This window comes from Streptomyces argenteolus (genome assembly GCF_042902585.1).
GTDB classification, from domain to species: domain Bacteria; phylum Actinomycetota; class Actinomycetes; order Streptomycetales; family Streptomycetaceae; genus Streptomyces; species Streptomyces argenteolus.
The window spans coordinates 586,698-609,598 of the sequence record NZ_JBIBEG010000003.1; the positions used below are offsets into that span (position 1 = coordinate 586,698).

The following is a 22,901-nucleotide window of genomic DNA, read 5'->3' on the forward strand; positions in this document are numbered from 1 at the left end:
TCAACCCTTCTCGCATGATTCGCGAGGCGCCTCGAAATATTCGGACTGTTCGGCGTGGAGTCGTTCGGTTCGCCTCAGCGTGCCCGTGGCCGATCTTGCGGCAAACCCGCACCGTCGAGGGGGGGGTTGACACGCCCACTCACCACTCTAGTATCCGTGAGGCCTCCGAAGTTTCCGAACGGCAATCGAAATTTCGAACAGCTTCCTCGTCTCCCTTCCCTGCCGAAGGAGTCCCGGTGCTCAGACGATCAGGCGGACGACTGTTCCGCCTCCTCACGGCCGCAACGCTGATGCTGACCGCGTCCGTGACGGCCTCAGCGCAGTCCACGGCCACAGCCGCGCCGGGTAGTCCGGCGCTCACCCCACCGCTGGGGTGGAACAGCTGGAACAGCTTCGGGTGCGGGATCACCGAGGCCCAGGTCCACCAGGCCGCCGACGCGATGGTGTCTTCGGGCATGCGGGACGCCGGGTACCGGTACGTGGTGGTCGACGACTGCTGGTTCGACCCGCAGCGTGACGCGCAGGGCAACCTGCGGGCCAACCCGACGAAGTTCCCGAGCGGGATGAAGGCCCTCGGGGACTACATCCACAGCAAGGGCTTGAAGTTCGGCATCTACCAGGTACCGGGCGAGCGTACGTGTGCGCAGACCGTGGGCACGTATCCGGGCTCCACGGGCAGCAGGGGCCACGAGGTCCAGGACGCCGCCACGTTCGCCGCGTGGGGGGTCGACTACCTCAAGTACGACTGGTGTTCCTCGAGCGGCACGCGTGACGAGCAGGTCGCGCGGTTCACGCTGATGCGTGATGCCTTGCGCGCCACCGGTCGGCCGATCGTCTACAGCATCAACCCCAACAGCTTCCACGCCATCACCGGTTCCACGTACAACTGGGGCGAGGTCGCCGACCTGTGGCGGACGACCGAGGACCTGCTCGACATCTGGCAGAACGGCAACACCAACAGCTACCCGATGGGCGTCGGCAACGTCCTGGACGTCAATGCGCCGCTGGCTGCGCAGTCCGGCCCGGGGCACTGGAACGACCCCGACATGCTGGTCGTCGGCCGCCCGGGCCTGTCGCTGACCGAGTCCCGCTCCCACTTCGCCCTGTGGGCGTTGATGAGCGCCCCGTTGATGGCCGGCAACGACATCCGCACGATGTCCGCCGACGTCAGCGCGATTCTGCGCAATCCGCGCCTGCTGGCGGTGAACCAGGACCCCCAGGGCGCAGGCGGCCGCAGGGTGCGCGATGACGGCAACATCGAGGTGTTCGCCAAGCCCCTTGCGGACGGTTCGGTCGCGGTGGGCCTGTTCAACCGGGGCGAGAGCGCAGCGACGGTCACCGCGACGGCCGCCCAGATCGGCCTGGGCGGAGGACCGTTCACCCTCACCGACCTGTGGACCGGCGGCACGTCGAGCACGTCCGCGCAGATTTCGGCGAGCGTCCCCGCGCACGGCGTCGCCGCGTACCGGGTGAGCGGCGGCAGCCCGCTGGCCGCCACCACCTCACGCCTGCGGGGCAATGCCTCCGGCCGCTGCGTGGACGTGGACAACGCCTCCACGGCTGCCGGCGCCGCGACTCTGATCTGGGACTGCCACACGGCCGCCAACCAGCTGTGGACCACATGGGCGGGCGGCGAGATCCGCGTCTACGGGGACAAGTGCCTGGACGCCTACAATCAGGGCACCACCAACGGAACCCGTGTCATCACCTGGCCTTGCAACGACCAGAACAACCAGAAGTGGACCGTCGGCTCCGACGGCTCGATCCGCAACGTCCGCTCCGGACTGTGCCTCGACGCCAGCGGGTCCGGCACCGCCAATGGAACCCCGCTGGTGCTGTGGACCTGTAACGGCCAGGCCAACCAGAAGTGGACCCGCGCGTGAGCGACACGGCACCGCGTCATGTCCACAGCGGCGCCACCCCGGCCACGGCCTCCCGCACCGCTGCCGGCGCCAGACCACATCCGCGCCCGGAACCCGCTGACCCACTGACCCGCTGACCCGGTCAAGGGCGCCGGACCTCCAGCTGGTCCCCGGCTGCTCCCCAAAAATGATCAAGGGCTGGTCTCGGATTTCTCCGAGACCAGCCCTTGATCTACGACTCTCTCGAGTCGGGACGACAGGATTTGAACCTGCGACCCCTTGACCCCCAGTCAAGTGCGCTACCAAGCTGCGCCACGTCCCGCTGTCCGTCTGACCTGGGCTTTCGCCCTGGCCGAACGCGCATGAGAACAATACCGCACTTGCACCGGTGCTCACGAACCCATTCCCGGGGACTTGACCTCAACCTTTATTGAGGTTGAACGCTGGGCGCATGACGACGCACACCACCTCCGCGCCGGTCCACGGATACGACGACCTGGGCCGGCTCATGAGCCTGATGACGGGCGACGAGAAGCACGGCCCCGCCGCCACATCCACCCTGGACGCCCTCTGGGTGCTCTACGACCGCGTACTCCGGGTCTCGCCCGGCACCGTCGACGCGCCCGGCCGCGACCGCTTCCTGCTGTCCAAGGGGCACGGCCCCATGGCGTACTACGCCGTACTGGCCGCCCGGGGCTTCTTCGCCGAGGAGCTGCTGCCGGGCTTCGGGGCGTACGACTCCCCGCTGGGGCACCACCCCGACCGGCTGCTGGTGCCGGGAGCAGAGATCGGCAGTGGATCGCTCGGGCACGGCCTCCCGCTCGCCGTGGGCAGCGCACTGGGACTGCGGGCCCAAGGACTCACCGGCCCCCGGGTGTGGGTACTCACCGGGGACGCGGAGCTGGACGAGGGCAGCAACCACGAGGCGATCGCCTTCGCCGGGCCCGCCGGACTCGAGCAGCTGCACACCGTGGTGATCGACAACGCCTCGGCCACGCACGCCAGGCCCGGTGGCATCGCGGCCCGGTTCGAGGTGGCGGGCTGGTCGGTCCGCACCGTGGACGGCCGGGATCACGAGGCGCTGTACGCCGCCTTCACCGCCCCTCACCCCGGCCGGCCCCACGCCGTGATCGCCCGCGTGACGCCCAAGCGCTGACCGGCGCGGCGGACCCGCGCACCCGTTACGTGACACCCCGGAGGACACCACACATGGACACCATGCGTGACCGCTTCATCGCCACGACCACACGCCTGCTGGAGGAGGACCCCCGCCTGGCCCTGGTACTGGCCGAGATCAGCCGCGACGGATTCGAAGGCGCCGCCAGGGCCCACCCCGACCGCGTGGTCAACGTCGGGATCAGGGAACAGCTGCTCATCGGCGCGGGGGCCGGGATGGCCCTGACCGGGATGCGGCCCTTCCTGCACACGTTCGCCAGCTTCCTCGTCGAGCGGCCGTTCGAACAGGTGAAGCTGGACCTGGGCCACCAGGGGGTGGGCGGCGTCCTGGTCAGCGCCGGGGGCTCGTACGACTGGCCGGCCGGGGGCTTCACCCATATGGCACCGGGCGACGTGGCGCTCCTCGACACCCTCGACGGCTGGACGGTGCGGGTGCCGGGCCACCCGGACGAGGCCGAGGCCTTCCTGGAGCAGGCAGCCACCGGGGACGACCGCGTCTACGTGCGGCTCTCCCTCCAGTCGAACCGCGCGCCCCACCCGGCAGGCCCGTCCCTCAGCACGGTGCGGCAGGGGACGGGTGGGGTGGTGATCGCCGTCGGGCCGATGCTCGACACCGTACTCGCGGCGGTGGACGGCCTTGACGTGACCGTGCTGTACGCGACGACCGTGCGCCCCTTCGACGCGGCCGGACTCCGCCGCGCGGCAGGTGCGGGCCGTGCCGCGGACGTCGTGATCGTCGAGCCCTACCTGGCGGGCACCTCGACCGCGGTGGCCAACGACGCCCTGGCGGACCTCCCCCACCGCGTCCTCGGGCTCGGGGTGGGCCAGGCCGAGCTGCGCCGTTACGGACAGATGGCGGACCACCTGGCGGCCCACGGCCTCGACCCGCGCACGCTGCGGCAGCGGATCGCGGCCTTCGTGTCCCGCTGACGCTTCAGCCGCCCACGGAGGGCGGGCCCGGCCCGGGGTGCGCCGCGAGAATCCGGCGAAGGGCCGCCTGCCGCCGGGAACCCGGCCCACTCCGACGGGGGCCCCGCGGCGCGACACCCGTACGCCGACGCGGGAGTCCTGGGGGCCATTGACCCGGCCATGCCATGAAATTACCCTGAACCACGCACCTCAGAAAGCGCTTTCCACCCTTGGCCCGGCCCCCCACCCCGCACCGGGAGCGCCCTCATGAGCAGCAGTCCGTTACCCAGACCCGCACCCCAGGCATGCTCCCCGGCGTCGATCGCCCTCGTGACGCTCGTCTCGATCCTGGCTCTGATCATCGGCTCGGTGACGGGCGCCGCGCTGCCGAGGGATCCCACGGAGGACTTCCGCGTACTGGTGTTCTCGGGCAGAACGGCAGCGGCTCCGGACCCGGCCCCCGCCGGAGTCGCGGCGGTGAGGAAGCTCGGTGCCGAGAACGGGTTCGGGGTCGAGGTGACGGACGATCCCACCGTCCTCAACGACACCGACCTGGCACGCTTCGGCACCGTGGTCTTCATCAACACCCCCGCCGCGCGGAACGGCACGTTCGGCGCGGGCGAGCGTGCCGCCCTGCGGCGCTACATCCGGGCCGGTGGCGGTTGGGTCGGTCTGCACGGCGCCTCCGCGGGCACGGACGACTGGGACTGGTACGAAGGTCTGGTCGGCGCGGAGCTCGACCGCGGTACGGCGCCGCAGACGGGACGGATCAAGGTCCTCGACCATGCGCATCCCTCGACCGTGACGCTGCCCGATCTCTGGGAGCGCACGGAGGAGTGGCCGAGCTGGCGCGCCGATCCGGGCCCCGCGGTGCACACCCTCGCCCGGATCCGGGTACGCGACGGCATCTCCGGGGTGGACCAGGGCGTGGACCATCCGTGGTCCTGGTGCCAGGACTACGACGGCGGGCGTTCCTGGTTCACCGCCGGCGGGTCCGTGGCGTCGGCCTTCGAGGACGAGGCATTCCTCGCCCATGTGCTCGGTGGCATCGAGTGGGCGGCGGGCGCGGAGGAGGGCGACTGCACCGCGACGCGGTCCGGCGCCTTCCAGCGGACGGCGCTCACGGGCACGGGGCTGAGCGATCCGGTCGACGTCGAGGTCGCGCCCGACCGCCGGGTGTTCGTCGCCGAACGCACCGGCGAGCTCCGGGTCGTCGACCAGCGGACCACACGGGTCTCCACGGTGCTCGACCTGGCCTACGCCCCGGATACGGTCACTCGCCTCGACGGCCTGATCGCCCTCGCCCTGGATCCGGCCTTCGAGGACAACGGCCGCCTCTATCTGCTGCGTTCCGACGTGAGCGGGGGGCGGCTGCACCTCTCACGCTTCACGATGCGCGGGAACAGCGTGGATCCGGCGTCGGAGAAACGCCTGCTCTCCCTCCCGGGCCGTCGCCCCACGACCGGTGGCACCTCGCCCCCGTCCGGTTCGCTCGCCTTCGACGCGGCCGGGCATCTGTACGCCGCCACGGGGGACCGCACGCTCCCCTCCGCCTCGGCGGCCTCCGAGGATCTGCGCGGTGCGATCCTGCGGATCACCCCTCAGGACGACGGCACCTACACCGTGCCGGAGGGCAACCTCTTCGCCCCGGGGACGGCCGGGACCGCCCCCGAGATCTACGCGACGGGCCTGCGGAACCCGTACCGCCTCACCGTGGACCCGTCGAGTGGCGCCGTGCTGATCGCCGATGACGGGGCGGGCGGAGCGGTGGGGTACTCCCGGATCACCGAAGCCGGGCAGGTCGGCCGGCCGCACTGCGCCGGGGGCGATCCCGGGGATCCGGTCTGCGCACCCCGGGTCGCCGGTCCGCCGGACGCCCGGGGCGAGAGGGCCGCCGCCGGGGCGGTGAGCGGGCCCGTCTACGCCTACGACCCGGACAGCCTCTACCGCACCAGGTTCCCCGCGTACTTCTCCGGGAAGTGGCTGACCTACGACGGGATCACCCGGCGCTTCCAGACGCTCTCCTTCCAGCGCTCGGCCCACGTGTTCTCCGGCGGGCTTCCCCCCGCCGCGGCGGGTGACCTCCAGTCGGTGAACGGCGTGCTCGACGGCATGGAGTGGAACCGTCCGTCCGCCGCGGTCTTCGGTCCGGACGGCGCCCTGTACGTCATCGACTCGGGACTCGGCGGCGGTACGGACGGCGAGGGCGGCAGCGAGGGAGCGGGGGTCTTCCGGATCGACTACGTCCGCGAGGACCGGTTGCCCGGAGCCGCCGTCACCTCCGACAGGAACGCCGGCCCCGCCCCGCTCACGGTCGCCTTCACCGGCACCAGCACCGGAACGGGCACGGCCTCAGGGGCGGACGGGGGCACAGGAACGGGCACGAGCACCGGCACCGGCACCGGCACCGGCACCGGGAGGGACGCGAGCCCTGGGCGCGACGTCGGTGGTGCCGGTTCGGACCCCGGCTCCCGCGCCTCCGCGCACGCACGGGTGGCCTATGCGTGGGACTTCGACGGGGACGGCACCACCGACTCGACGGAGGTAAACCCCTCGCACACGTTCCGCACGGCAGGGCTGTTCACGGCGCGGCTCACCGTGACCGGACCCGGAGGTACGGCGACGGCGGGCCGGGAGATCACCGTAGGGAACACCCGGCCACAGGTGACCGTCGAACGTCCGCGGGACGGCGGCCTGTTCCGCTTCGGCGGCACCCTCGGGTTCACCGTGCGTGTGGTGGACAGGGAGGACGGCGGTGGCGCCGAGGGCCGCGCCGGCGTCGACTGCTCGCGGATCCTCGTACGTTCGGCCCTCGGCCGGCCCACGAGGCCCGTGGCCCGCGCGGGCTCCCCGGGTTGTCACGGCTCGATCGTCACGGAGCAACGGGCGGACGCCGGCACCGGTGCCTACCCGGTGACGGTGGAGTACACGGACGAGGGTGCTCGCGGCGCCCTCGAACTCACCGGCGCCGCCTCGTTCACCGTGCGCACCGCGTTCCAGGAGGCGGAGAGGTACAACTCGACCGGGGGTGTCCATGGCGGCGCCGTGGCCGGCAGCCGTGCGGGCGCCTCGGACGGCACGGCGCTGACGGAGATCGAGGACGGTGACTGGATCGCCTTCGCCCCGGTGCACCTGGCGGGCCTGCGGACGGTCACGGTAGGTGCGGCCCCGTGCGGTCTCGGCGGCACCATCGAGTTCCGGTCGGGCTCCCCCGGCGGTCCTCTGCTCGGTTCCCTGGCGGTCCCCGGCGCGGCGAAGGGGGAGGCGGGCGCGAGTGGGGTCGTCTCGCGCACGGCGTCGCTGCGCGGCCCCGCTCATGGTGTGCGGCTCTACCTGGTGTTCGTCAACTCCCGCTGGCGGAGCGAGCGACCGGATCTGTTCACCGTGGACTGGCTGCGGTTCGACGGCCCGCGCACCGGCTGAGACTCGGTGGAGGCATGCCGGAGCGGACCGGACCAGCCGGCGGCCGGCGTCCCGCGCGGGCGCGGATCAGGGGCGGAACGCCTCCCGGTGCTCGATCTGCGTGACGATCTCCCGGGCGAGCAGTTTGATGACGTCCAGGCCGGCCCGGCCCCAGGGCCGTGGCACGGTGTCCACGGCGCAGACCGTGCCGAGCGCGACACCGGTCCGGTCGATGAGGGGTGCCCCCAGGTAGGAGCGGATGCCTATGTCGTCGACCACGGGATTGCCCGCGAACCGCGGGTAGTCGCAGACGTCCTCCAGCACCAGGGCCTTGCGCCGCTCCAGGACGTGCGGGCAGTAGCCGTGGTCCCGGGCCATGTGGCGTCGCCGGTGACCGCTGCCCGCGGCGGCGGCTCCGAGGTCCGCCCCGCTCGCCGTGCCGCCCGGTGTGTGCAGGCCCGCGAAGAACTGCCGGTTCTCGTCGATGAAGTTGACCATCGAGAACGGCGTCGCGGTGACCTCGGCCACCCGGTCGGCGAAGGCGTCGAAGCTGTCGTACGACGCGTCCGCGCGCTCCCCCAGACCGAGCCTGCGCAGCCGCGCGCTCCGGCGGGAACCGTCCTGGTCGACGGGGGTGAGCAGCGGCCGGCCGGTCCCGTACGCAGTCACGGGTGGGCCCCGAATCCCGAGAGCGGCGCCGGGGTCGTGGCGTTGATGAGGTGCTGGACGAGGGTGACCAGCGCGCCCGTCCCCGAACTGGCGATGCGGGCGTCGCACAGGACGACGGGGACTTCGGGCCCGAGGTCGAGCGCCGCCCTCACCTCTTCCGGTTCGTAGCGGTAGGCGCCGTCGAACTCGTTGACGGCGACGATGAAACCGATGCCGCGGCGCTCGAAGAAGTCGACGGCCGCGAAGCACTCCGCCAGCCGCCGCGTGTCCGCGAGCACCACAGCGCCGAGTGCCCCCTTGGAGAGTTCGTCCCACATGAACCAGAACCGCTCCTGGCCCGGTGTGCCGAAGAGGTAGAGCACGTGCTGAGCGGAGAGCGTGATCCGGCCGAAGTCCATGGCGACGGTCGTCGCCGTCTTGGACTCGATGCCTTCGAGACTGTCCGTCGCCGCGCTGACCTGGGTCAGGAGCTCTTCGGTGCTCAGCGGCGCGATCTCGCTGACGGCACCCACGAACGTGGTCTTGCCGACGCCGAACCCGCCTGCGACCAGGACCTTGAGCGCTACGGGAAAGAATTCGGAGCTGTCAGAGCTGTCGTCGTAGACCATCGAGCACTGCCTCCAGCAGGGATCGGTCGGTGGGCATGTCATGGAATGCGGGGGCGTGCGCGGTGACCGCCCCGCAGTCGACCAGGTCGGACACGAGGACCTTGGTGACGACCGCGGGCAGTCTGAGGTGGGCGGCGATCTCCGCCACGGACGTGGGGCCGTCGCAGAGCTCCAGGGCGACGGTGTGTTCGGGCCCCAGCTGGCCCTGGGGTCTGCTGCCCGTGGCCATCACCAGGGAGAGCAGATCGAGTACGGTCGTCGGCCTCGTGCGGCCGTTGCTGACGGTGTACGGGCGGATGAGCCGGCCGGCCGCGTCGTCGAGCAACGGCCCGTCCTGCGGGGCCGGCATCCTCACAGCCCCGGGGTGAACGGCGCTCCGGCCGGCTGCCGGAGCGGCGTCATCAGGTAGGGCCGCACGCTCTTGACCAGCATCGCCATCTCGTACCCCAGGACGGCGGCATCCGCGTCGCGCCCCGCGAGGACGGCGAGGCAGGTGCCGGAGCCGGCGGTAGAGACGAACAGGAGCGTCGAGTCGAGCTCGACCACGACCTGCCGCACATCACCGTTGTCGCCGAAGCGGGCACCCGCGCTGCGGCCGAGGGAGTACAGCCCCGCGGCCAGGGCGGCCATGTGGTCGGCGCTGTCGGCGTCCATGCCATGGACGGATTTCACCAGGCCGTCCGCCGAGAGGAGGACCGCGCTGCGCGTGTAGGGCACGCGCTGGACCAGTCCGCTCAGCAGCCAGTCGAGGTCCGCGACCTGACCGGACGGCGTTTCGCTCGTCATGGGGCATCTACTCCTTGAACATGTTCTCGGTTCGTGGATCCGGTTCGGAACGCCCCGGCCCCGGGTGGCCCGGGACCGGGCGTTCCGCGCCGGGAGTCGCGGTGGTGGTGCCGCGGAACGGCAGCGGAGCGAGGCCCTGGGACCGCTGTGCCCCGACGGCCCCCGTGGGGGCGGGGCCTCCGGCGGGCACGGGGCCCGGCGCACCCCAGGCGTGCCCCGGCACCTCCTCGGCCGTCTGCGCCTCAGCGAGGTCGACCCCGCGCCGGAAGGCGGCCATCAGCCCCGGGTCGTGCAGGACGTTGTCGTCCTCGGCCCTCGGTACGGGGGCCTCCCTGAGCTGCGGGACCAGATGCTCCTGGTTGCTGCGCCGGGGGAGCTGGGGACGCGCCGGGCCGGCGGGAGCGGGGGCTTCGGCGGAGCGGACGTGCTCCGCCTGGGCGGGCACGGGCACGGGCACGGGCACCGGGGCGGCCGGCGCGGCAGGCTCGGTGGCTGCGACCGGCGCGGCGGGAGCGGAGGGCTCCGCAGTCCGTGCGGTGGGAGGGGACGCGGCGAGGTTCGGACGGTCGACCCGTTCGGCGCGCAGCGGCAGCGGCGGCCCTTCCTCCTGCCGGCGCGCCTGGCGGGGCGGCTGGTCCAGCCGGAGCGGGGGCTGCGCCGCCGGAGTGGCCTGGTTCTCCTCGCCGGCCGGGGGGCGGGACACCGGGCCGGGGGGCGGCACCGGGGCCGCACCGGGCTCCGTCGTGGTGTCGATGTCGATGCCCAGGAGCACCTCGGGCAGGACCAGCACCGCCTGCGTGCCGCCGTAGATGTTGCTCTGCAACCGGACGGCGATCCCGTGCCTGCGGGCCAGCGAGGCGACGACGAACAGGCCGATGCGGCCGTCCTGCAGCAGGTGCGCGACATTGACCTGGTCGGGGTCGGCGAGCAGCGTGTTCATCCGCTTCTGCTCGGGCCCCGGCATGCCGAGCCCCCGGTCCTCGACCTCCAGGGCGAGACCGGCGGTCACGCGCTGTGCGCGCAGCAGGACCTGGGTGTGCGGTGCGGAGAACACCGTGGCGTTCTCGACGAGTTCGGCCAGGAGGTGGATCACGTCGGCGACGGCGTGTCCGCGCAGCGTGCCGTCGATCGGGGGTACGAGTTTGACGCGCGGGTACTGCTCGACCTCCGCGATCGCCGAGCGCAGCACCTCCGTCATGGAGACGGGGTTGCTCCACTGCCGCCGGGACACGGCGCCGCCGAGAACGGCGAGGTTCTCGGCGTGCCTGCGGATGCGGGTGGCGAGATGGTCGACGTGGAAGAGCCCCTTGAGGAGATCGGGGTCCTCGACCTCGTGCTCCAGTTCGTCGAGGATCTGGATCTCACGGTGCACGAGGGACTGGAGCCTGCGGGCGAGGTTCACGAAGACCTCGACCTTCTGTTCGTTGCCGTTGCCACGGAACAGCTGGGAGGCCTGGACGACCGCCGCCACGGCGTCGTTCTGCGCCCGGCCCATCTCCTGGGCGAGGAGGTCGAAGGCGTCGGCGTCGGGGGCGGCCCCGGGGGCGGCCCGCCGGGCCGGTACGGGCTCGCCCTCACGCAGGTGCTCCATGACGCGCTGAAGCTCGGCGTTGTGCTCGGCACAGGAGCGCCGCAGCGCGAGGCAGCGGTCGAGCACGCCGCCGGCGACACGGCTCGCGCCCAGGTAGGCGGCGGCCACTGCCGCCACGGCCAGCGCCCCGGATCCTCCGAGGGCCGCGAGGAGGCTCCCGGACGGGCGCACTCCGGAGGCCCGGATGGTGAAGATGACGGCCGCGGCCCCGCTGAGCACGGCGGCCACCGTCGGCAGGAGAGCGGTGCGCAACACCTGTGGCCGCAGGCGGGCGTCGGGGGGCCGTGGGGTGCGCGGCCGGTTCTGGGCCGAGTGCGAACGGCCACCCGGACGGCCGTGCCGGCCGCCTTCGCGGCGTTCCGGTCGCGCGGTGGGTGCGCGAAGTTGAGACATCATCGTCCTCGGTACGTGGGGCACCAGGAATCGGCATTCGTGTGGTGACACCTACGGTGGTCGGTCAGGCCCGGGTCAACGGCTGGGGCAGGCTCGACCGATAGGAGCCCACCGTTGATCACCGGCAACACACGGTAGTCGTCAATCGTCCGTGCCCGGCGTGCAGTTGTCGAAGTTGCCCGCCATGCGTCCCGCTCTGGTATGACGCCTCGCACGGGCAGCCGATTACCTTCGGACAGTTCTCCGGACGGACAGCCGCATCTCGCACGTGTGCGCGAACGGGGGTCGCCGCACAGCCACGCGGCCCACGGGACGCGAAAGGAGCGGGGAGCCCGGTCCGTCCAGGGCTCCCCGCTCCCTCGTCACCGCGCACGCGCGCTCAGCCCGGCGCGGGACGGGCACCTGCGAGAAGACGGTGGCCGCTGCCAGCAGGGAAGCCCGGGTGGCAGTCGGGCGCGTCGTACGTGGTCCGCTGCCGGGCCGCCTCCACCCGGTACTCGGGGGCCGCACAGCAGGGCGTACAGCTCGTGGTGGGTCAGCGCGGTACCGAGATACGGACGGACGAACCCCCGGCCGCGGGAACTCTGCCCGCCGGACCCGCACCCAGGGGCTCATCCGCGGTGGTCGCGGCCCCGCTCCGCCTCCCTCGCGCCGTGCGGGACCGTAGGTCCGGTGGGCTTCTTCGACACCGGCCGTCAGCGCTCGTGGACCACCACGGACGCCAGCGGCGGTACCGTGACCCGACCCGCCACGTCCCGGCCGCCCAGGAGTTCACGTCCCTCGGCGGGTACGTCGACGGGGCGGTCCGTGTGGTTGACGACGAAGAGGAAGCTGCCGCCGCCCTCGGCGTACCGCCGTACCGCCTCGACGCCCACCGGGAGACCGGCGACGACCGGAGTGACACCGGCCTCGTCGAGGAAGGCGTCGACGATGCGGGCCACGCCCTCGTCGTCGGGGCGCGTGGCCACGTACCAGGCATGGCCGCGGCCGACGCTGTGGTGCGTGACGGCCGGCAGCCCGGCCAGGGGCCCGTCGGCCCAGGTACGCACCGCCTCGGCGCCTTCGAGGTGGGTCTTCTCGCTCCAGAGATCGGCCCGGGTTCCGTCGTCCAGGGTGAGCACCTCGTCCTCCTGGAGCGGGTGGAACTCCTCCGTGCGTACGCCGAGGAGTTCGCGGAACGCGCCCGGGTAGCCACCGAGCCGGACGTGGTCGTGTTCGTCGACGATGCCGCTGAAGAAGGTGACGAGCACACCGGCGCCCTCGTGGGCGGCCCGGGCGATGCGCGCGGCGTCCTCGTCGCGGACGGTGTGGAGCGTGGGGACGACCAGGGCCCGGTATCGCGACGCGTCGGTCGCGGCGGACACGATGTCGACGGTGATTCCGCGCTGCCACAGGGCGCGGTACCAGCGCATCACCTCCTCCATGTAGTTCAGGGCGTGGGTGGGGCGGCCCTCCGCCTCCGTGCTCCACCAGGAGGGGTAGTCGAAGACGAGGGCGACGTCCGCCCTGACGCGGCTTCCCTTCACCGGGGCCAGCGCCTGGAGGATCCGGCCCAGCTCCACGGTGTTGCGCCACACGTCGGTGTCGCGCCCGGCATGCGGGAACATCGCGGAGTGGTATTTCTCGGCGCCCGCGGCAGACTGCCGCCACTGGAAGAACATCACGGCGTCCGCGCCGCGCGCCACGTGGGAGAGCGAGTTGCGGAGCATCTCACCGGGGCGCTTGGCGCTGTTGCGCGGCTGCCAGTTGACGGCGGATGTCGAGTGTTCCATCAGCATCCACGGCGCCCCTCCCGCGACACCGCGGCTGAGGTCGGCGCTGAAGGCGAGACCGATGTGGGCCTCCGGATCGCGGGCGATCAGGTAGTGGTCGTTGGCCACCACGTCCATGTGGTCGGACCACGAGAAGTAGTCCACCCACTTGTTCGCGGTGGTCATCATGAAGTTCGTCGTGGCCGGCACGTCCGGGGTGACCTCGCGCAGCACGGCGCACAGTGCCCTGTAGTGCGCGAGTTGCTCGTCCGAGGAGAACCGGGCGAAGTCGAGCTGCTGGGTCGGGTTGACGAAGGTGGGGGAAGCCCTCGGCGGGAGGATCTCGCCGAAGGAGTCGTAGCGCTGCGACCAGAAGGCCGTTCCCCAGGCGGTGTTGAGCCCGTCGATCGTGCCGTAGCGGTCCTCCAGCCACCGGCGGAACGCCTCGGCGGCGGCATCCGAGTGATCGTGCGGTACATGGCAGCCGAGCTCGTTGTCGACGTGCCACAGGGCCAGTGCGGGGTGCTCGCGATAGCGCTCGGCCATCCGGCGGGTCATCCGCAGGGCGTAGTCCCGGAACACCGGGGAGGAGACAGCGTAGGACTGCCGCGACCCCTGGTGGAGCACGGTCCCGTCGGCGAGTTCGGGCAGGATCTCGGGGTGCCCGCGCGTCAGCCACGGCGGCGGTGAGGCGGTGGCCGTGGCGAGGGCGACGCGTATGCCCCCCGCGTGCAGCCGGTCCATCACCGCGTCCAGCCAGCCGAAGTCGAACTCCCCCTCGCGCGGCTCGAGTTGCGCCCAGGAGAAGATGGCGAGGCTGACGAGGCCGACGCCTGCCTCCCTCATCAGTTCCACGTCCTCCACCTGCACGTCCAGGGGCCACTGCTCGGGGTTGTAGTCACCTCCGTAGGCGATTCCGGCCGTGTGCAGGGGCCAGGGGCGTTGGTTCGGCATTCTGTCCGTCCTCTCACGGGCACGCGCGTGCCCGCTCGGTGGTGAAGGGGATGAGGTGGCGGGAGGGGTTAGGTGATGAAACGATTCACTCCCGCGCGGAAAGACGCCGCGCATGGTTCCGATCGATGACTCGTGGCCGTTCCTCACGGCTCTCGCACGCCGACGCGGGCAACGGCCGGTCCCGTCCGGCCGGTTCGCAGACCCTCGGGGCTCGGGCCCGGAGCGCCTTCCACGGAACGCGATGCGCGGCTTCCCGGGAGCACTCCGGCATCGTCACGCCGCAGCCTCCCGCTTCGGCAGGAGCCTAGGCAGAGCCCCGTGTTGACGTCAACATCCGCGCGCGGGGCCACAGGTTCCTCCTGCGGGAAGGCGGGCGCGCGAGGGCCGGGCCCCTCCCCGGCGTACGGAGGCAGGGGGTTCCCGTCCCAGGCAGCCGGTTCCGGTGGGCCTCCCGCGCGACGCGACCGGTTCCGGGCGGCCGTCGGTCCCGGGCACCTCCTCGCCTACCCTGTCGAGATCACTCAGCACGGGCGCCCGGGAGAGGCCATGGACGGCGGGGAAGCGGGATCGGGGCGGGCCCGGCCGCGTCGACGTGAGGCGTCCATCGACGACGTCGCACGGCGCGCGGGGGTCTCGGGCCAGACCGTCTCCCGCGTCGCCAACGGCCGCAGCAATGTGGGAGCGGCCACCCGGGAGCGCGTGCTGAAGGCGATGCGTGAGCTCGGCTACCGCCCCAACAGCGCGGCCAGGGCCCTGCGGTCGGGGCGGTTCCGCAGCATCGGTGTCATCGTTTTCACCCTCACCTCGTACGGGAACCTGCGCACCCTGGAGGCCGTCGCGGCGGCGGCCACCGAGCGGCGGTACACGATCACGCTGATGCCGCTGGAGCGCCCCACCCACGCCGATGTGAACGTGGCCCTGGACCGGCTCGGCGAACAGGCCGTCGACGGGGTCATCGTGCTGATCGAGTCCCATCTGATCGGTGCGGCCGAGGAGGCGCGGCTGCACCGGGGGGTCCCGGTGGTGACGGTGGACTCCAGGGTGGCCGGCCGCTCCCCCGTGGTGGACACCGACCAGGTGGCGGGCGCGCGACTGGCGACCGAGCACCTCCTGGGACTGGGGCACGAGACCGTCTGGCACGTCGCGGGTCCGCGGGACTCCGACTCCGCGGTCCTGCGCCTGCGGGGCTGGCGCGAGACCCTGCGTGCCCACGGGCGGCCGGTGCCCGAGCCCGTCCACGGCGACTGGTACGCGGACTCCGGCTACACGGCGGGGCGCCGGCTCTCCGCCGAGCCGGGGGTGACGGCCGTCTTCGCCGCCAACGACCAGATGGCGCTGGGCGTGCTGCGCGCGCTGACCGAGGCGCGCCTGCGGATACCCGAGGACGTGAGTGTCGCCGGGTTCGACGACATGCCCGAGTCGAGGAACTTCATCCCTCCCCTGACGACCGTCCACCAGGATTTCGCCGCCATCGGACGGACCGCCGTGCGCGCGCTGGCCCAGGAGATCGAGGGCGGTCCCCCGGCGGAGTACCTCGGGATCGCTCCGCGTCTCATGGTCCGCGGCAGCACCGCCGAGCCCGCCTCCCGCAGGCCGGCGGGCGGGCCGTGACCCGGACCGGGCCCGGCGCGCGACGGGCGGCCGGCTCGCACGCGTGCGTCAGGATGCCCGGGACAGCCGAGCTGCCCACGGGTTCACGAGAAGGACGGGCCACAGTGCGCGGTCCGGGGTGCGGCGCGGGAGGCGGGTGCGTGCTTTTTCGATACGCCGACGAGACACGGCGGCTCGTAGCATCGGGACCATGCGTGTGCTGATCGTCGAGGACGAGCCCTACCTGGCGGAAGCCATTCGCGACGGCCTGCGCCTGGAAGCGATCGCGGCCGACATCGCCGGTGACGGCGACACGGCTCTGGAGTTGCTGAGCGTCACCACGTACGACATCGCCGTCCTCGACCGTGACATCCCCGGGCCGTCCGGTGACGAGATCGCCGAGCACATCGTCGCCTCCGGCAGCGGTCTGCCGATCCTGATGCTCACGGCCGCGGACCGCCTGGACGACAAGGCCTCCGGCTTCGGGCTCGGGGCCGACGACTACCTCACCAAGCCGTTCGAGCTGCGGGAACTGGCGCTCAGGCTCCGGGCCCTCGACCGCAGACGTGCCCACAGCAGGCCGCCCGTGCGGGAGATCGCGGGGCTGCGGCTGGATCCCTTCCGCCGCGAGGTCCACCGGGACGGCCGTCCCGTCCCGCTGACCCGGAAGCAGTTCGCCGTGCTCGAAGTCCTCGTCACGGCGGAGGGCGGTGTCGTCAGCGCCGAAGAGCTGCTGGAACGGGCGTGGGACGAGAACGCGGACCCGTTCACCAACGCCGTGCGCATCACGGTCTCGGCCCTGCGCAAACGCCTCGGGGAGCCCTGGCTGATCGCGACGGTGCCGGGCGTCGGCTACCGCATCGACCTCGGGTACGGCGCGGCGCACGAGGGCGGCGACCGTGGATAGAGCGCCCGGACCGAGCGTCCGCTTCAAACTCACGCTCAGCTACGCGGGCTTCCTCATGCTGGCCGGCGTCCTGCTGCTCGCCGCGGTGTGGGTGTTCCTCCTGCGGTACGTCCCCGAGCGCGCGATGCTCATCAACCCCGACGACCGGCCCACGAACGGCGTCTTCCCCGTGCGGTCCGCCCTCCTGGACGTCTTCGCCCCGAGGGCGGCCGCAGTGCTGGCGTTCCTGCTGGTGATCGGCCTCGTGGGAGGGTGGCTCCTCGCGGGCCGCATGCTCGCCCCGCTGACCCACATCACCCTTGCCACCCGCACCGCGGCGGGCGGATCGCTCACCCACCGGATCCGGCTGCCGGGCCGCGACGACGAGTTCCGCGAGCTCGCCGACGCGTTCGACGCCATGCTCGAACAACTGGAGGCTCACGTCGCCGAACAGCGGAGGTTCGCGGCCAACGCCTCCCACGAGCTGCGCACCCCGCTCGCGGTCACGAAGGCACTCCTCGACGTGGCGCGCACCGACCCCGCTCGTGACGCCGTCATCGACCGCCTGTACGCCGTCAACACCCGGGCGATCGACCTCACCGAGGCGCTGCTCCTGCTCAGCCGGGCCGACCAGCGGTCGTTCACCCGGGAAAGGGTGGACCTGTCGCTGCTGGCGGAGGAGGCCACAGAGACGCTTCTCCCTCTCGCCGAGCGGTGCGGCGTCACCGTGGAGACCTCCGGCGACATCGCCGAGACCGCCGGCTCGCCCGCGCTCCTGCTGCAGCTGACCACGAATCTCCTGCATAACGCCGTCGTCCACAACCTGCCGGAGCGGGGCACCGTCCGGATGAGCACCGAAGTCCGCCCAGGCACCGTCGTGCTCACCGTCGACAACACCGGCGAGAGGGTCGCACCGCGGCTGGTCGCGACGCTCACCGAACCCTTCCGGCGGGGCACCGAGCGCGTGCACACCGACCATGCGGGCGTCGGCCTCGGTCTCGCGATCGTCGCACGCGTCACCCAGGCGCACGACGGGACGCTCACCCTCGCACCACGCTCCGGCGGCGGGCTCCGCGTCACCGTGGAACTGCCGGCGGCGCCCCCGCACACCGTCAGGTGAGGAACCCGGGGCTTCCTCGCGCACCAGTGCGGTTCCGGTGCGGCGGCCCCGGGTAGGGCGTCCTCGGGCGAAGGGCCGAGGGGCGGGGGCGTCGCATGGGACGGTCGGGCGGGACGTGGGGGTGGCGGGTGGCCGGCGGGCTCGCCGTGCTGTGGCTGGCGGGAAGTCTGGCGGTGGTGTGGCTGCTGTTCGGGGCCCGGCTGGCCGGCCTCACCGGCATCCCGGGGCCGACGGGGACCTTCGTGATCGCCGGCTGCTGGGAAGAGGTCGAGGGGACCGGCATGAGCTGCCGCGGTGGGTACACACCGTCCTCCGCGTCCTCGGGCGCAGGGGAACCGGAGTCACGGCCGGTGATGCTCCACTCGGCGTCGGGCGAGCTCCGGCCGGGAACGCGGCACGACGTCCGCCTCGTCGGGGACACGGTCTTCGCGCCGTCGCCCCTCGGCGCGGCCGAACACCTCACCTTCGCCGGCTGGACGGCCGCCACTCTCGGACTGCCCGGCCACTGGCTGCTCACCTCGGCACGCCGAGGGCGTCGCCGCGACGGTGAGGCCTACGTCTTCGTCTGGCTGTTCTCGCTGATCGGTGCCATCGCCCTGGGCGTCCTCGCCCTGCCGGTGTTCTGGTTCCTGACGCTCTTCCAGGGATAGGCCCCGCCTTCCCCGAACCGGTCCGGCACGGGCGGGCCGGGACCCGTCGACGTCTCTTCGACCCCGTACGTCCCATGCGTTTCAGACACCGGCGATTCGGCCAATCCGATCGGCCCGACGACGGCCTGAGCACGGCGGCTTCCTTCCCGGCACCTTGCCCCGTAAGGGCTCCAACCCGTCCGAAATCGAGCGCGTTCGATTCCCCTGGGCTGTCGTTGAGCCGGGCACCGCCGAACCGCCCCGGTGCGGCGACGACCCAAGGAGCGATGCAGGGTGACCGTGACCGACACCTCGGCCGCACAGGCCGGGACGCCTCCCCCTCCCCCGCCGGCCACCATCACCTTCGAGGGGAAGCACGGCAAGAATCCCCTGGCCGAGGCCAGTTTCGGAGCTCTGTGCAGGCGCCTGCCCGGCGTTCTGGGACACACCGCGCGCAGGGCCTGGGAGGTGGACAGGACAGGAGCCGCACTGCTCCTCCTCTGCCAGCTCCTCACCGGCGTGGCGGCGGCCGTGGTCCTCGCGTTCACCGCCCGCGCCATGACCCACCTGCTGAGCGCGGGACCTGTCGCCGAACGACTGCACGAATCGCTGCCCGCGCTGATCGTGGTGACCACGGCGGCCGGTGCGGGCCGCGTCGGCAGTGCCCTCTCCTCGTACGCCGACGGGCGGATCACGCCGCTGCTGACGACGGAGGCGGACATCGCCCTGGTCTCCGCGGTGTGCCGGGTCGAGGCGTCGGCGTACGGAGAGGACGGGTTCGCCGACCGTCAGGAAGCCGCCGAGGTCGGCGTCACCCGTACCCGGATGATGGTGCAGGACGCCCAGCGCTTCCTGGCCGCCCTGGTGCGCATGATCGCCGCGGCCGGCGTCGTCACGGCGCTGCACTGGTCGATGCTGCCCCTGCTCCTGCTCGCCGTGCTGCCCGCGGGCGTCGGCGCCGTGCTGTCGGCGCGGGTGGACTACGAGACGCACTATCTCAACGTCGGTGACCGCAACGTGCGTTCCATGATGCGCTGGTGGGCCACCTACTCCCGGTACGGCGACGAGGTCCGCGCGAACGGCATGACGGGCTATCTCGTCCACTGGTACCGCGCGCTCTCCGACCGGATCGACCGCCGCACCCTCACCGCGGCCCCCCGCATGCTGCGGATCGTCCTGGCCACCAGCGCCCTGGGCGGACTGTTTCTGCTGGGCACCTGGACCACGCTCGCCTGGCTGGCGACCACGGAACGCGTCGCCCTTCCCGTCGCGGCCACCGCGGTGGTCGCCGTCCAGACCACGCTGGCCGCCCTCTCCCAGTTCGTCGTCCACGGCGCCGCGATGTTCCACACCTCGCTCTACCTGGCCGACATGCGGACCTTCCTCGACATGGCGGCCGAACGCGCCCCCGCGCGCGGGGAGCTGACCATCCCCGAAAGGGTGGAGGAGATCCGTCTCGACGAGGTCGTCCACCGCTACCCGGGCAAGGCCGAGCCGGCGGTCGCCGGTGTCTCCCTCACCCTGCGGCGCGGCGAGATCCTGGCCGTCGTCGGCGAGAACGGCTCGGGCAAGTCCACCCTGGCCAAGCTCATCACCGGCATCCTCCTCGCCGACAAGGGCCGCGTCCTGTGGGACGGCGTCGATCTGGCCGAGGCGGACCCGGACGCCGTGTGGAAGCGGACCGCCCTCGTCCCGCAGAACTTCGCGTGCTGGCCGCTGCGCGCCCGCGAGAACGTCACCCTCGGACAGCCCAGGACGTACGACGACGGCGCCGTGTGGGAGGCGATCGACGCCGTCGGCATGCGGGAGGCGGTCGAGAAGCTGCCCCGGCAGCTCGACACCCTCCTGGCCAAGGAACTCTGGGGCGGCGCCGAGCTGTCCGGGGGCCAGTGGCAGCGGCTCGTGTGCGCCCGCGCGCTGTACCGGCGGACGCCTCTGCTGATCCTCGACGAACCGACGTCGCAGATGGACCCGCGCGGGGAGCACCAGATCTTCCTGGAGATCAGGCGCATCGCCTCCGAGCGCATGACCGTGGTCGTCACGCACCAACTGGAGAACACCCGTCTCGCCGACCGCATCGTCGTCATGAGCGAGGGGCGCGTGATCGAAGAGGGGAGCTACGAGGAACTGATGGGCGGGGGCGGCCTGTTCGCCGAACTCGTCGCCCTGGCCAAGGACCGCTAGGAGGCCGGCGGGCCCGCGCGAGGGGCCGGTGTCCCGAGGAGGGCCGGCTCCCGCGACGGGCCGTGTGCCGCACTGTCACTCCGCCGGATCAGGACGAGGTCTCCAGTGCGGCGCGCCAGATGGGGCTGTCGACGTAGTGGTTGTCGAAACGCTGGGCGGACTCGGTGATCTCCTTCGGGTCCGCCTCGCCACGCATGACCCTGCCGAGCAACCGGAGGTAGGCGAAACGGTCCATGGAGCGGTCGAACACGAAAAGGACGTCCGCCGTGGATCCGGGGGCGGCGGCGAACGCGTGCGGCGTGTGGGGCGGGACCGCGAGGAAGTCGCCCTCGCGCAGGACCGTCACGTCGTCGCCCACGAGCACGCGGAGGGCTCCGTCGAGTACGAAGAAAAGTTCCGTCGCCTTGGTGTGGAAGTGCGCGGGCGCCCCCACCGCCCCTTCGGCGAAGGTGGAGCGGTAGCTCGTGAACCCGCGCTCCGTGTCGCCGCCTTCACCGAGCAGGCGCATCACGCTGCTCGGATCGGCGCAGGTCTCGGCTTCGGCGTGGCGGGTGAGCACAGGGGCGAAGGTGTTCGTGTCGTCCGTCATGAGCTCAACCCTAGGTACCGGAAGGCCCACTCTCCTGGGCCATTGGGACCTCGTTCGGGTGGGCCGATTCCCCGCGCACGAGGAGCGGCTCAGCGCCTCGCGACGCCCGGGCGCGTGCGTCCGGGAGCGCGCTCCGGCGTACCCCCCATGCCCTGCCTCGCCCACCCGGGCGCCGTTCCGGCCGGATCCCTCCCCTTCTACGGTGGGACGGTCGGACCACCGCCCCCGCCGGCCCTCGGCACGACGGCAGAGGGGTGGCCCGGCGCGGCCCCACCCCACGGCCCGGCGAGGAGAGGGTGCTCGTGAGCAGCAGCTACGACCAGACGGTCCTGTCGGACGACCCGGTGCTGTTCCTCGGCCTCGGCGGAGCCGGGACCGAGGTGTCCCCGGGCGGATCGGTCGCGACCTACCACGGCTCCCCCGGGCACACCCACCTGCCCAACGGGGACACGGCCTCCTTGTTCGACGGCACCTCCGGGCAGTACGTCGAAGTGCCGGACAGCGACGCGCTGTCCGTCTCCACCACGGGGGCGCTGACCGTGGAGGCCTGGTTCCGCCCGGACGTACTCGTCTTCCCCCGTACGGAGGGTTCCGGTTACGTCCACTGGCTCGGCAAGCTCACCTACGCCACCGTCAACCAGTGTGAGTGGGTGGCGCGCATCTACTCGGCGGACAACACCGAGGGCCGGGTCAACCGAGTCTCCGGTTACGTCTTCAACCCGCCGGGCGGGCTGGGGGCGGGTTCGTACTTCCAGGATCCTCTGCGGCCCGGTGAATGGATCCACTACGCCCTGGTCATCACGACCGCACCCGACGGCCCGGCCCAGCCTCCGGGCCACACCGAGCTCTACCGCGACGGCCGGCTGCGGGACCGTGACGCGCTGGCCGACTACACGATCGTCCCGGGCAACACGACATCGCCGTTGCGCATCGGCAGCGCCGCTCTGCGCTCCTACTTCCTCGGGGGCATCGGCAAGGTCGCCGTCTACCCCCGCGCGCTCTCCGCGGAACGCCTGGCCGCCCACCACACCGCCATGACCGTCGGCTGACGACCGGGGCGCACCCCTATGCTCGTACGAAAGCCTGCGAACCGGAGGAGAGGTCCGTGCCGCCTTCGGCTCGGCCCGCCTGGCCACGGTCCGGCAGTGCTACTCGGACACGGCGGGGACCGATGCCTCCGCCGCTTCCCGCACCGCCTCGGCGAGCCCGTCGGTGGCCAGCACCATGCCGACCGGGGCCGAGCTGTTCAGGAACAGGCTGTGGCCCGGAGGTATCCGGCCGAGCAGATCCGCGAACGGCACCTGTTCGAAGGCCAGTCGCCCGGCGGCCTGGAGGTGGTGCGGGGAGGTGTAGAGGGGGACCACCGCTGTGCCGTCGGGAGCCGCCGCGCTCACCGGTTCGCCGTCGGCGGTGACCAGCACGGCGACCTCCGCCACGGCCAGAGCGGCGGTGACGTCCTCCGCAGGTCCGTAGCCGGTGGTGGCGAGCTGCACGGCGCGGTCCACCTCGTCGGTGGGTTCGGGCCATCCCCTTGCCTCGGGTGAGGGCCTGTACTCCTCGTTCTCCTCCCATTCGACGATCTCGCCGCGGGAGTCGGAACGCCACTGGCCGGCTACGGCCCAGGGTGGTGGCGGGCCCTCCCCCCGCCATGCGGGATCGGGCAGGTACAGCCAGTGGTCCGGTGCCAGTCTGGCCGCGCGGACGAACTCCTCCGGAGGCACCGGGTCCACGCGGGCGGCCGGGGTCTCGGCACCGGGATCACTCATGTCGTCCTCGTTCGCTGGGAGCACCTGGGGCGCTGC

At 72.2% G+C, this 22,901-nt stretch carries 18 protein-coding genes and 1 tRNA gene; 10 read left to right on the forward strand and 9 right to left on the reverse strand.

The window, feature by feature from the left end:
• Window positions 1-290: 290 nt before the first annotated feature.
• Window positions 291-1,883: a glycoside hydrolase family 27 protein gene (locus ACFY8O_RS15200; RefSeq protein WP_387902552.1), complete on the forward strand. Its 1,593-nt coding sequence runs from the start codon at window positions 291-293 to the stop codon at window positions 1,881-1,883.
• 227 nt (window positions 1,884-2,110) lie between these two features.
• Here the strand turns inward: ACFY8O_RS15200 and ACFY8O_RS15205 are convergent.
• Window positions 2,111-2,184 (reverse strand) — tRNA-Pro (locus tag ACFY8O_RS15205).
• A gap of 129 nt (window positions 2,185-2,313) precedes the next feature.
• Here ACFY8O_RS15205 and ACFY8O_RS15210 point away from each other — a divergent pair.
• From ACFY8O_RS15210 to ACFY8O_RS15220, 3 genes are all read left to right on the forward strand, one after another.
• Window positions 2,314-3,018: a transketolase gene (locus ACFY8O_RS15210; protein ID WP_145805731.1), complete on the forward strand. Its 705-nt coding sequence runs from the start codon at window positions 2,314-2,316 to the stop codon at window positions 3,016-3,018.
• A 53-nt stretch (window positions 3,019-3,071) separates the two neighbouring features.
• Window positions 3,072-3,968: a transketolase family protein gene (locus tag ACFY8O_RS15215; RefSeq protein ID WP_387902207.1), complete on the forward strand. Its 897-nt coding sequence runs from the start codon at window positions 3,072-3,074 to the stop codon at window positions 3,966-3,968.
• Window positions 3,969-4,214: 246 nt separating this feature from the next.
• The gene (locus ACFY8O_RS15220) at window positions 4,215-7,370 is read left to right on the forward strand and encodes a ThuA domain-containing protein (protein WP_387902209.1); all 3,156 of its coding nucleotides are present in this window, start codon (window positions 4,215-4,217) and stop codon (window positions 7,368-7,370) included.
• Between the two features lie 66 nt (window positions 7,371-7,436).
• Here the strand turns inward: ACFY8O_RS15220 and ACFY8O_RS15225 are convergent, their stop codons facing one another.
• From ACFY8O_RS15225 to ACFY8O_RS15250, 6 genes are all read right to left on the reverse strand, one after another.
• The gene (locus tag ACFY8O_RS15225; RefSeq protein ID WP_387902212.1) at window positions 7,437-8,018 is read right to left on the reverse strand and encodes a GAF domain-containing protein; all 582 of its coding nucleotides are present in this window, start codon (window positions 8,016-8,018) and stop codon (window positions 7,437-7,439) included.
• Window positions 8,015-8,626 carry a GTP-binding protein gene (locus tag ACFY8O_RS15230; protein ID WP_145805739.1) on the reverse strand — a complete coding sequence of 204 codons (612 nt, stop codon included), beginning with the start codon at window positions 8,624-8,626 and terminating at the stop codon, window positions 8,015-8,017. The genes ACFY8O_RS15225 and ACFY8O_RS15230 overlap by 4 nt, the downstream gene beginning before the upstream one ends.
• Complete coding sequence (locus ACFY8O_RS15235) at window positions 8,604-8,975, reverse strand: DUF742 domain-containing protein (protein WP_145805741.1); 372 nt, start codon at window positions 8,973-8,975, stop codon at window positions 8,604-8,606. Before ACFY8O_RS15235 ends, ACFY8O_RS15230 begins: the two co-directional genes overlap by 23 nt.
• A gap of 2 nt (window positions 8,976-8,977) precedes the next feature.
• Complete coding sequence (locus ACFY8O_RS15240; RefSeq protein ID WP_145805743.1) at window positions 8,978-9,412, reverse strand: roadblock/LC7 domain-containing protein; 435 nt, start codon at window positions 9,410-9,412, stop codon at window positions 8,978-8,980.
• A gap of 7 nt (window positions 9,413-9,419) precedes the next feature.
• Complete coding sequence (locus tag ACFY8O_RS15245) at window positions 9,420-11,396, reverse strand: sensor histidine kinase (RefSeq protein WP_387902216.1); 1,977 nt, start codon at window positions 11,394-11,396, stop codon at window positions 9,420-9,422.
• 695 nt (window positions 11,397-12,091) lie between these two features.
• Window positions 12,092-14,101 carry a beta-galactosidase gene (locus tag ACFY8O_RS15250; RefSeq protein ID WP_387902218.1) on the reverse strand — a complete coding sequence of 670 codons (2,010 nt, stop codon included), beginning with the start codon at window positions 14,099-14,101 and terminating at the stop codon, window positions 12,092-12,094.
• A gap of 546 nt (window positions 14,102-14,647) precedes the next feature.
• Here ACFY8O_RS15250 and ACFY8O_RS15255 point away from each other — a divergent pair.
• From ACFY8O_RS15255 to ACFY8O_RS15275, 5 genes are all read left to right on the forward strand, one after another.
• Window positions 14,648-15,712 carry a LacI family DNA-binding transcriptional regulator gene (locus ACFY8O_RS15255; protein ID WP_387902221.1) on the forward strand — a complete coding sequence of 355 codons (1,065 nt, stop codon included), beginning with the start codon at window positions 14,648-14,650 and terminating at the stop codon, window positions 15,710-15,712.
• Window positions 15,713-15,902: 190 nt separating this feature from the next.
• Window positions 15,903-16,598: a response regulator transcription factor gene (locus ACFY8O_RS15260; RefSeq protein ID WP_387902223.1), complete on the forward strand. Its 696-nt coding sequence runs from the start codon at window positions 15,903-15,905 to the stop codon at window positions 16,596-16,598.
• Complete coding sequence (locus ACFY8O_RS15265; protein ID WP_387902225.1) at window positions 16,591-17,697, forward strand: sensor histidine kinase; 1,107 nt, start codon at window positions 16,591-16,593, stop codon at window positions 17,695-17,697. Before ACFY8O_RS15260 ends, ACFY8O_RS15265 begins: the two co-directional genes overlap by 8 nt.
• A 95-nt stretch (window positions 17,698-17,792) precedes the next feature.
• The gene (locus tag ACFY8O_RS15270) at window positions 17,793-18,347 is read left to right on the forward strand and encodes a hypothetical protein (RefSeq protein ID WP_387902228.1); all 555 of its coding nucleotides are present in this window, start codon (window positions 17,793-17,795) and stop codon (window positions 18,345-18,347) included.
• A 273-nt stretch (window positions 18,348-18,620) separates the two neighbouring features.
• Complete coding sequence (locus tag ACFY8O_RS15275; protein ID WP_387902230.1) at window positions 18,621-20,510, forward strand: ATP-binding cassette domain-containing protein; 1,890 nt, start codon at window positions 18,621-18,623, stop codon at window positions 20,508-20,510.
• A gap of 88 nt (window positions 20,511-20,598) precedes the next feature.
• Here the strand turns inward: ACFY8O_RS15275 and ACFY8O_RS15280 are convergent, their stop codons facing one another.
• Entirely contained in the window at window positions 20,599-21,099 is a 501-nt protein-coding gene (locus tag ACFY8O_RS15280; RefSeq protein WP_387902233.1) for a cupin domain-containing protein, read from the reverse strand.
• A gap of 302 nt (window positions 21,100-21,401) precedes the next feature.
• On the opposite strand from ACFY8O_RS15280, the gene ACFY8O_RS15285 reads away from it, so the two are divergent.
• Entirely contained in the window at window positions 21,402-22,148 is a 747-nt protein-coding gene (locus ACFY8O_RS15285) for a LamG-like jellyroll fold domain-containing protein (RefSeq protein ID WP_387902234.1), read from the forward strand.
• A 99-nt stretch (window positions 22,149-22,247) separates the two neighbouring features.
• Here the strand turns inward: ACFY8O_RS15285 and ACFY8O_RS15290 are convergent, their stop codons facing one another.
• Window positions 22,248-22,865: a type VII secretion system-associated protein gene (locus ACFY8O_RS15290; protein ID WP_387902237.1), complete on the reverse strand. Its 618-nt coding sequence runs from the start codon at window positions 22,863-22,865 to the stop codon at window positions 22,248-22,250.
• Window positions 22,866-22,901: the final 36 nt, after the last annotated feature.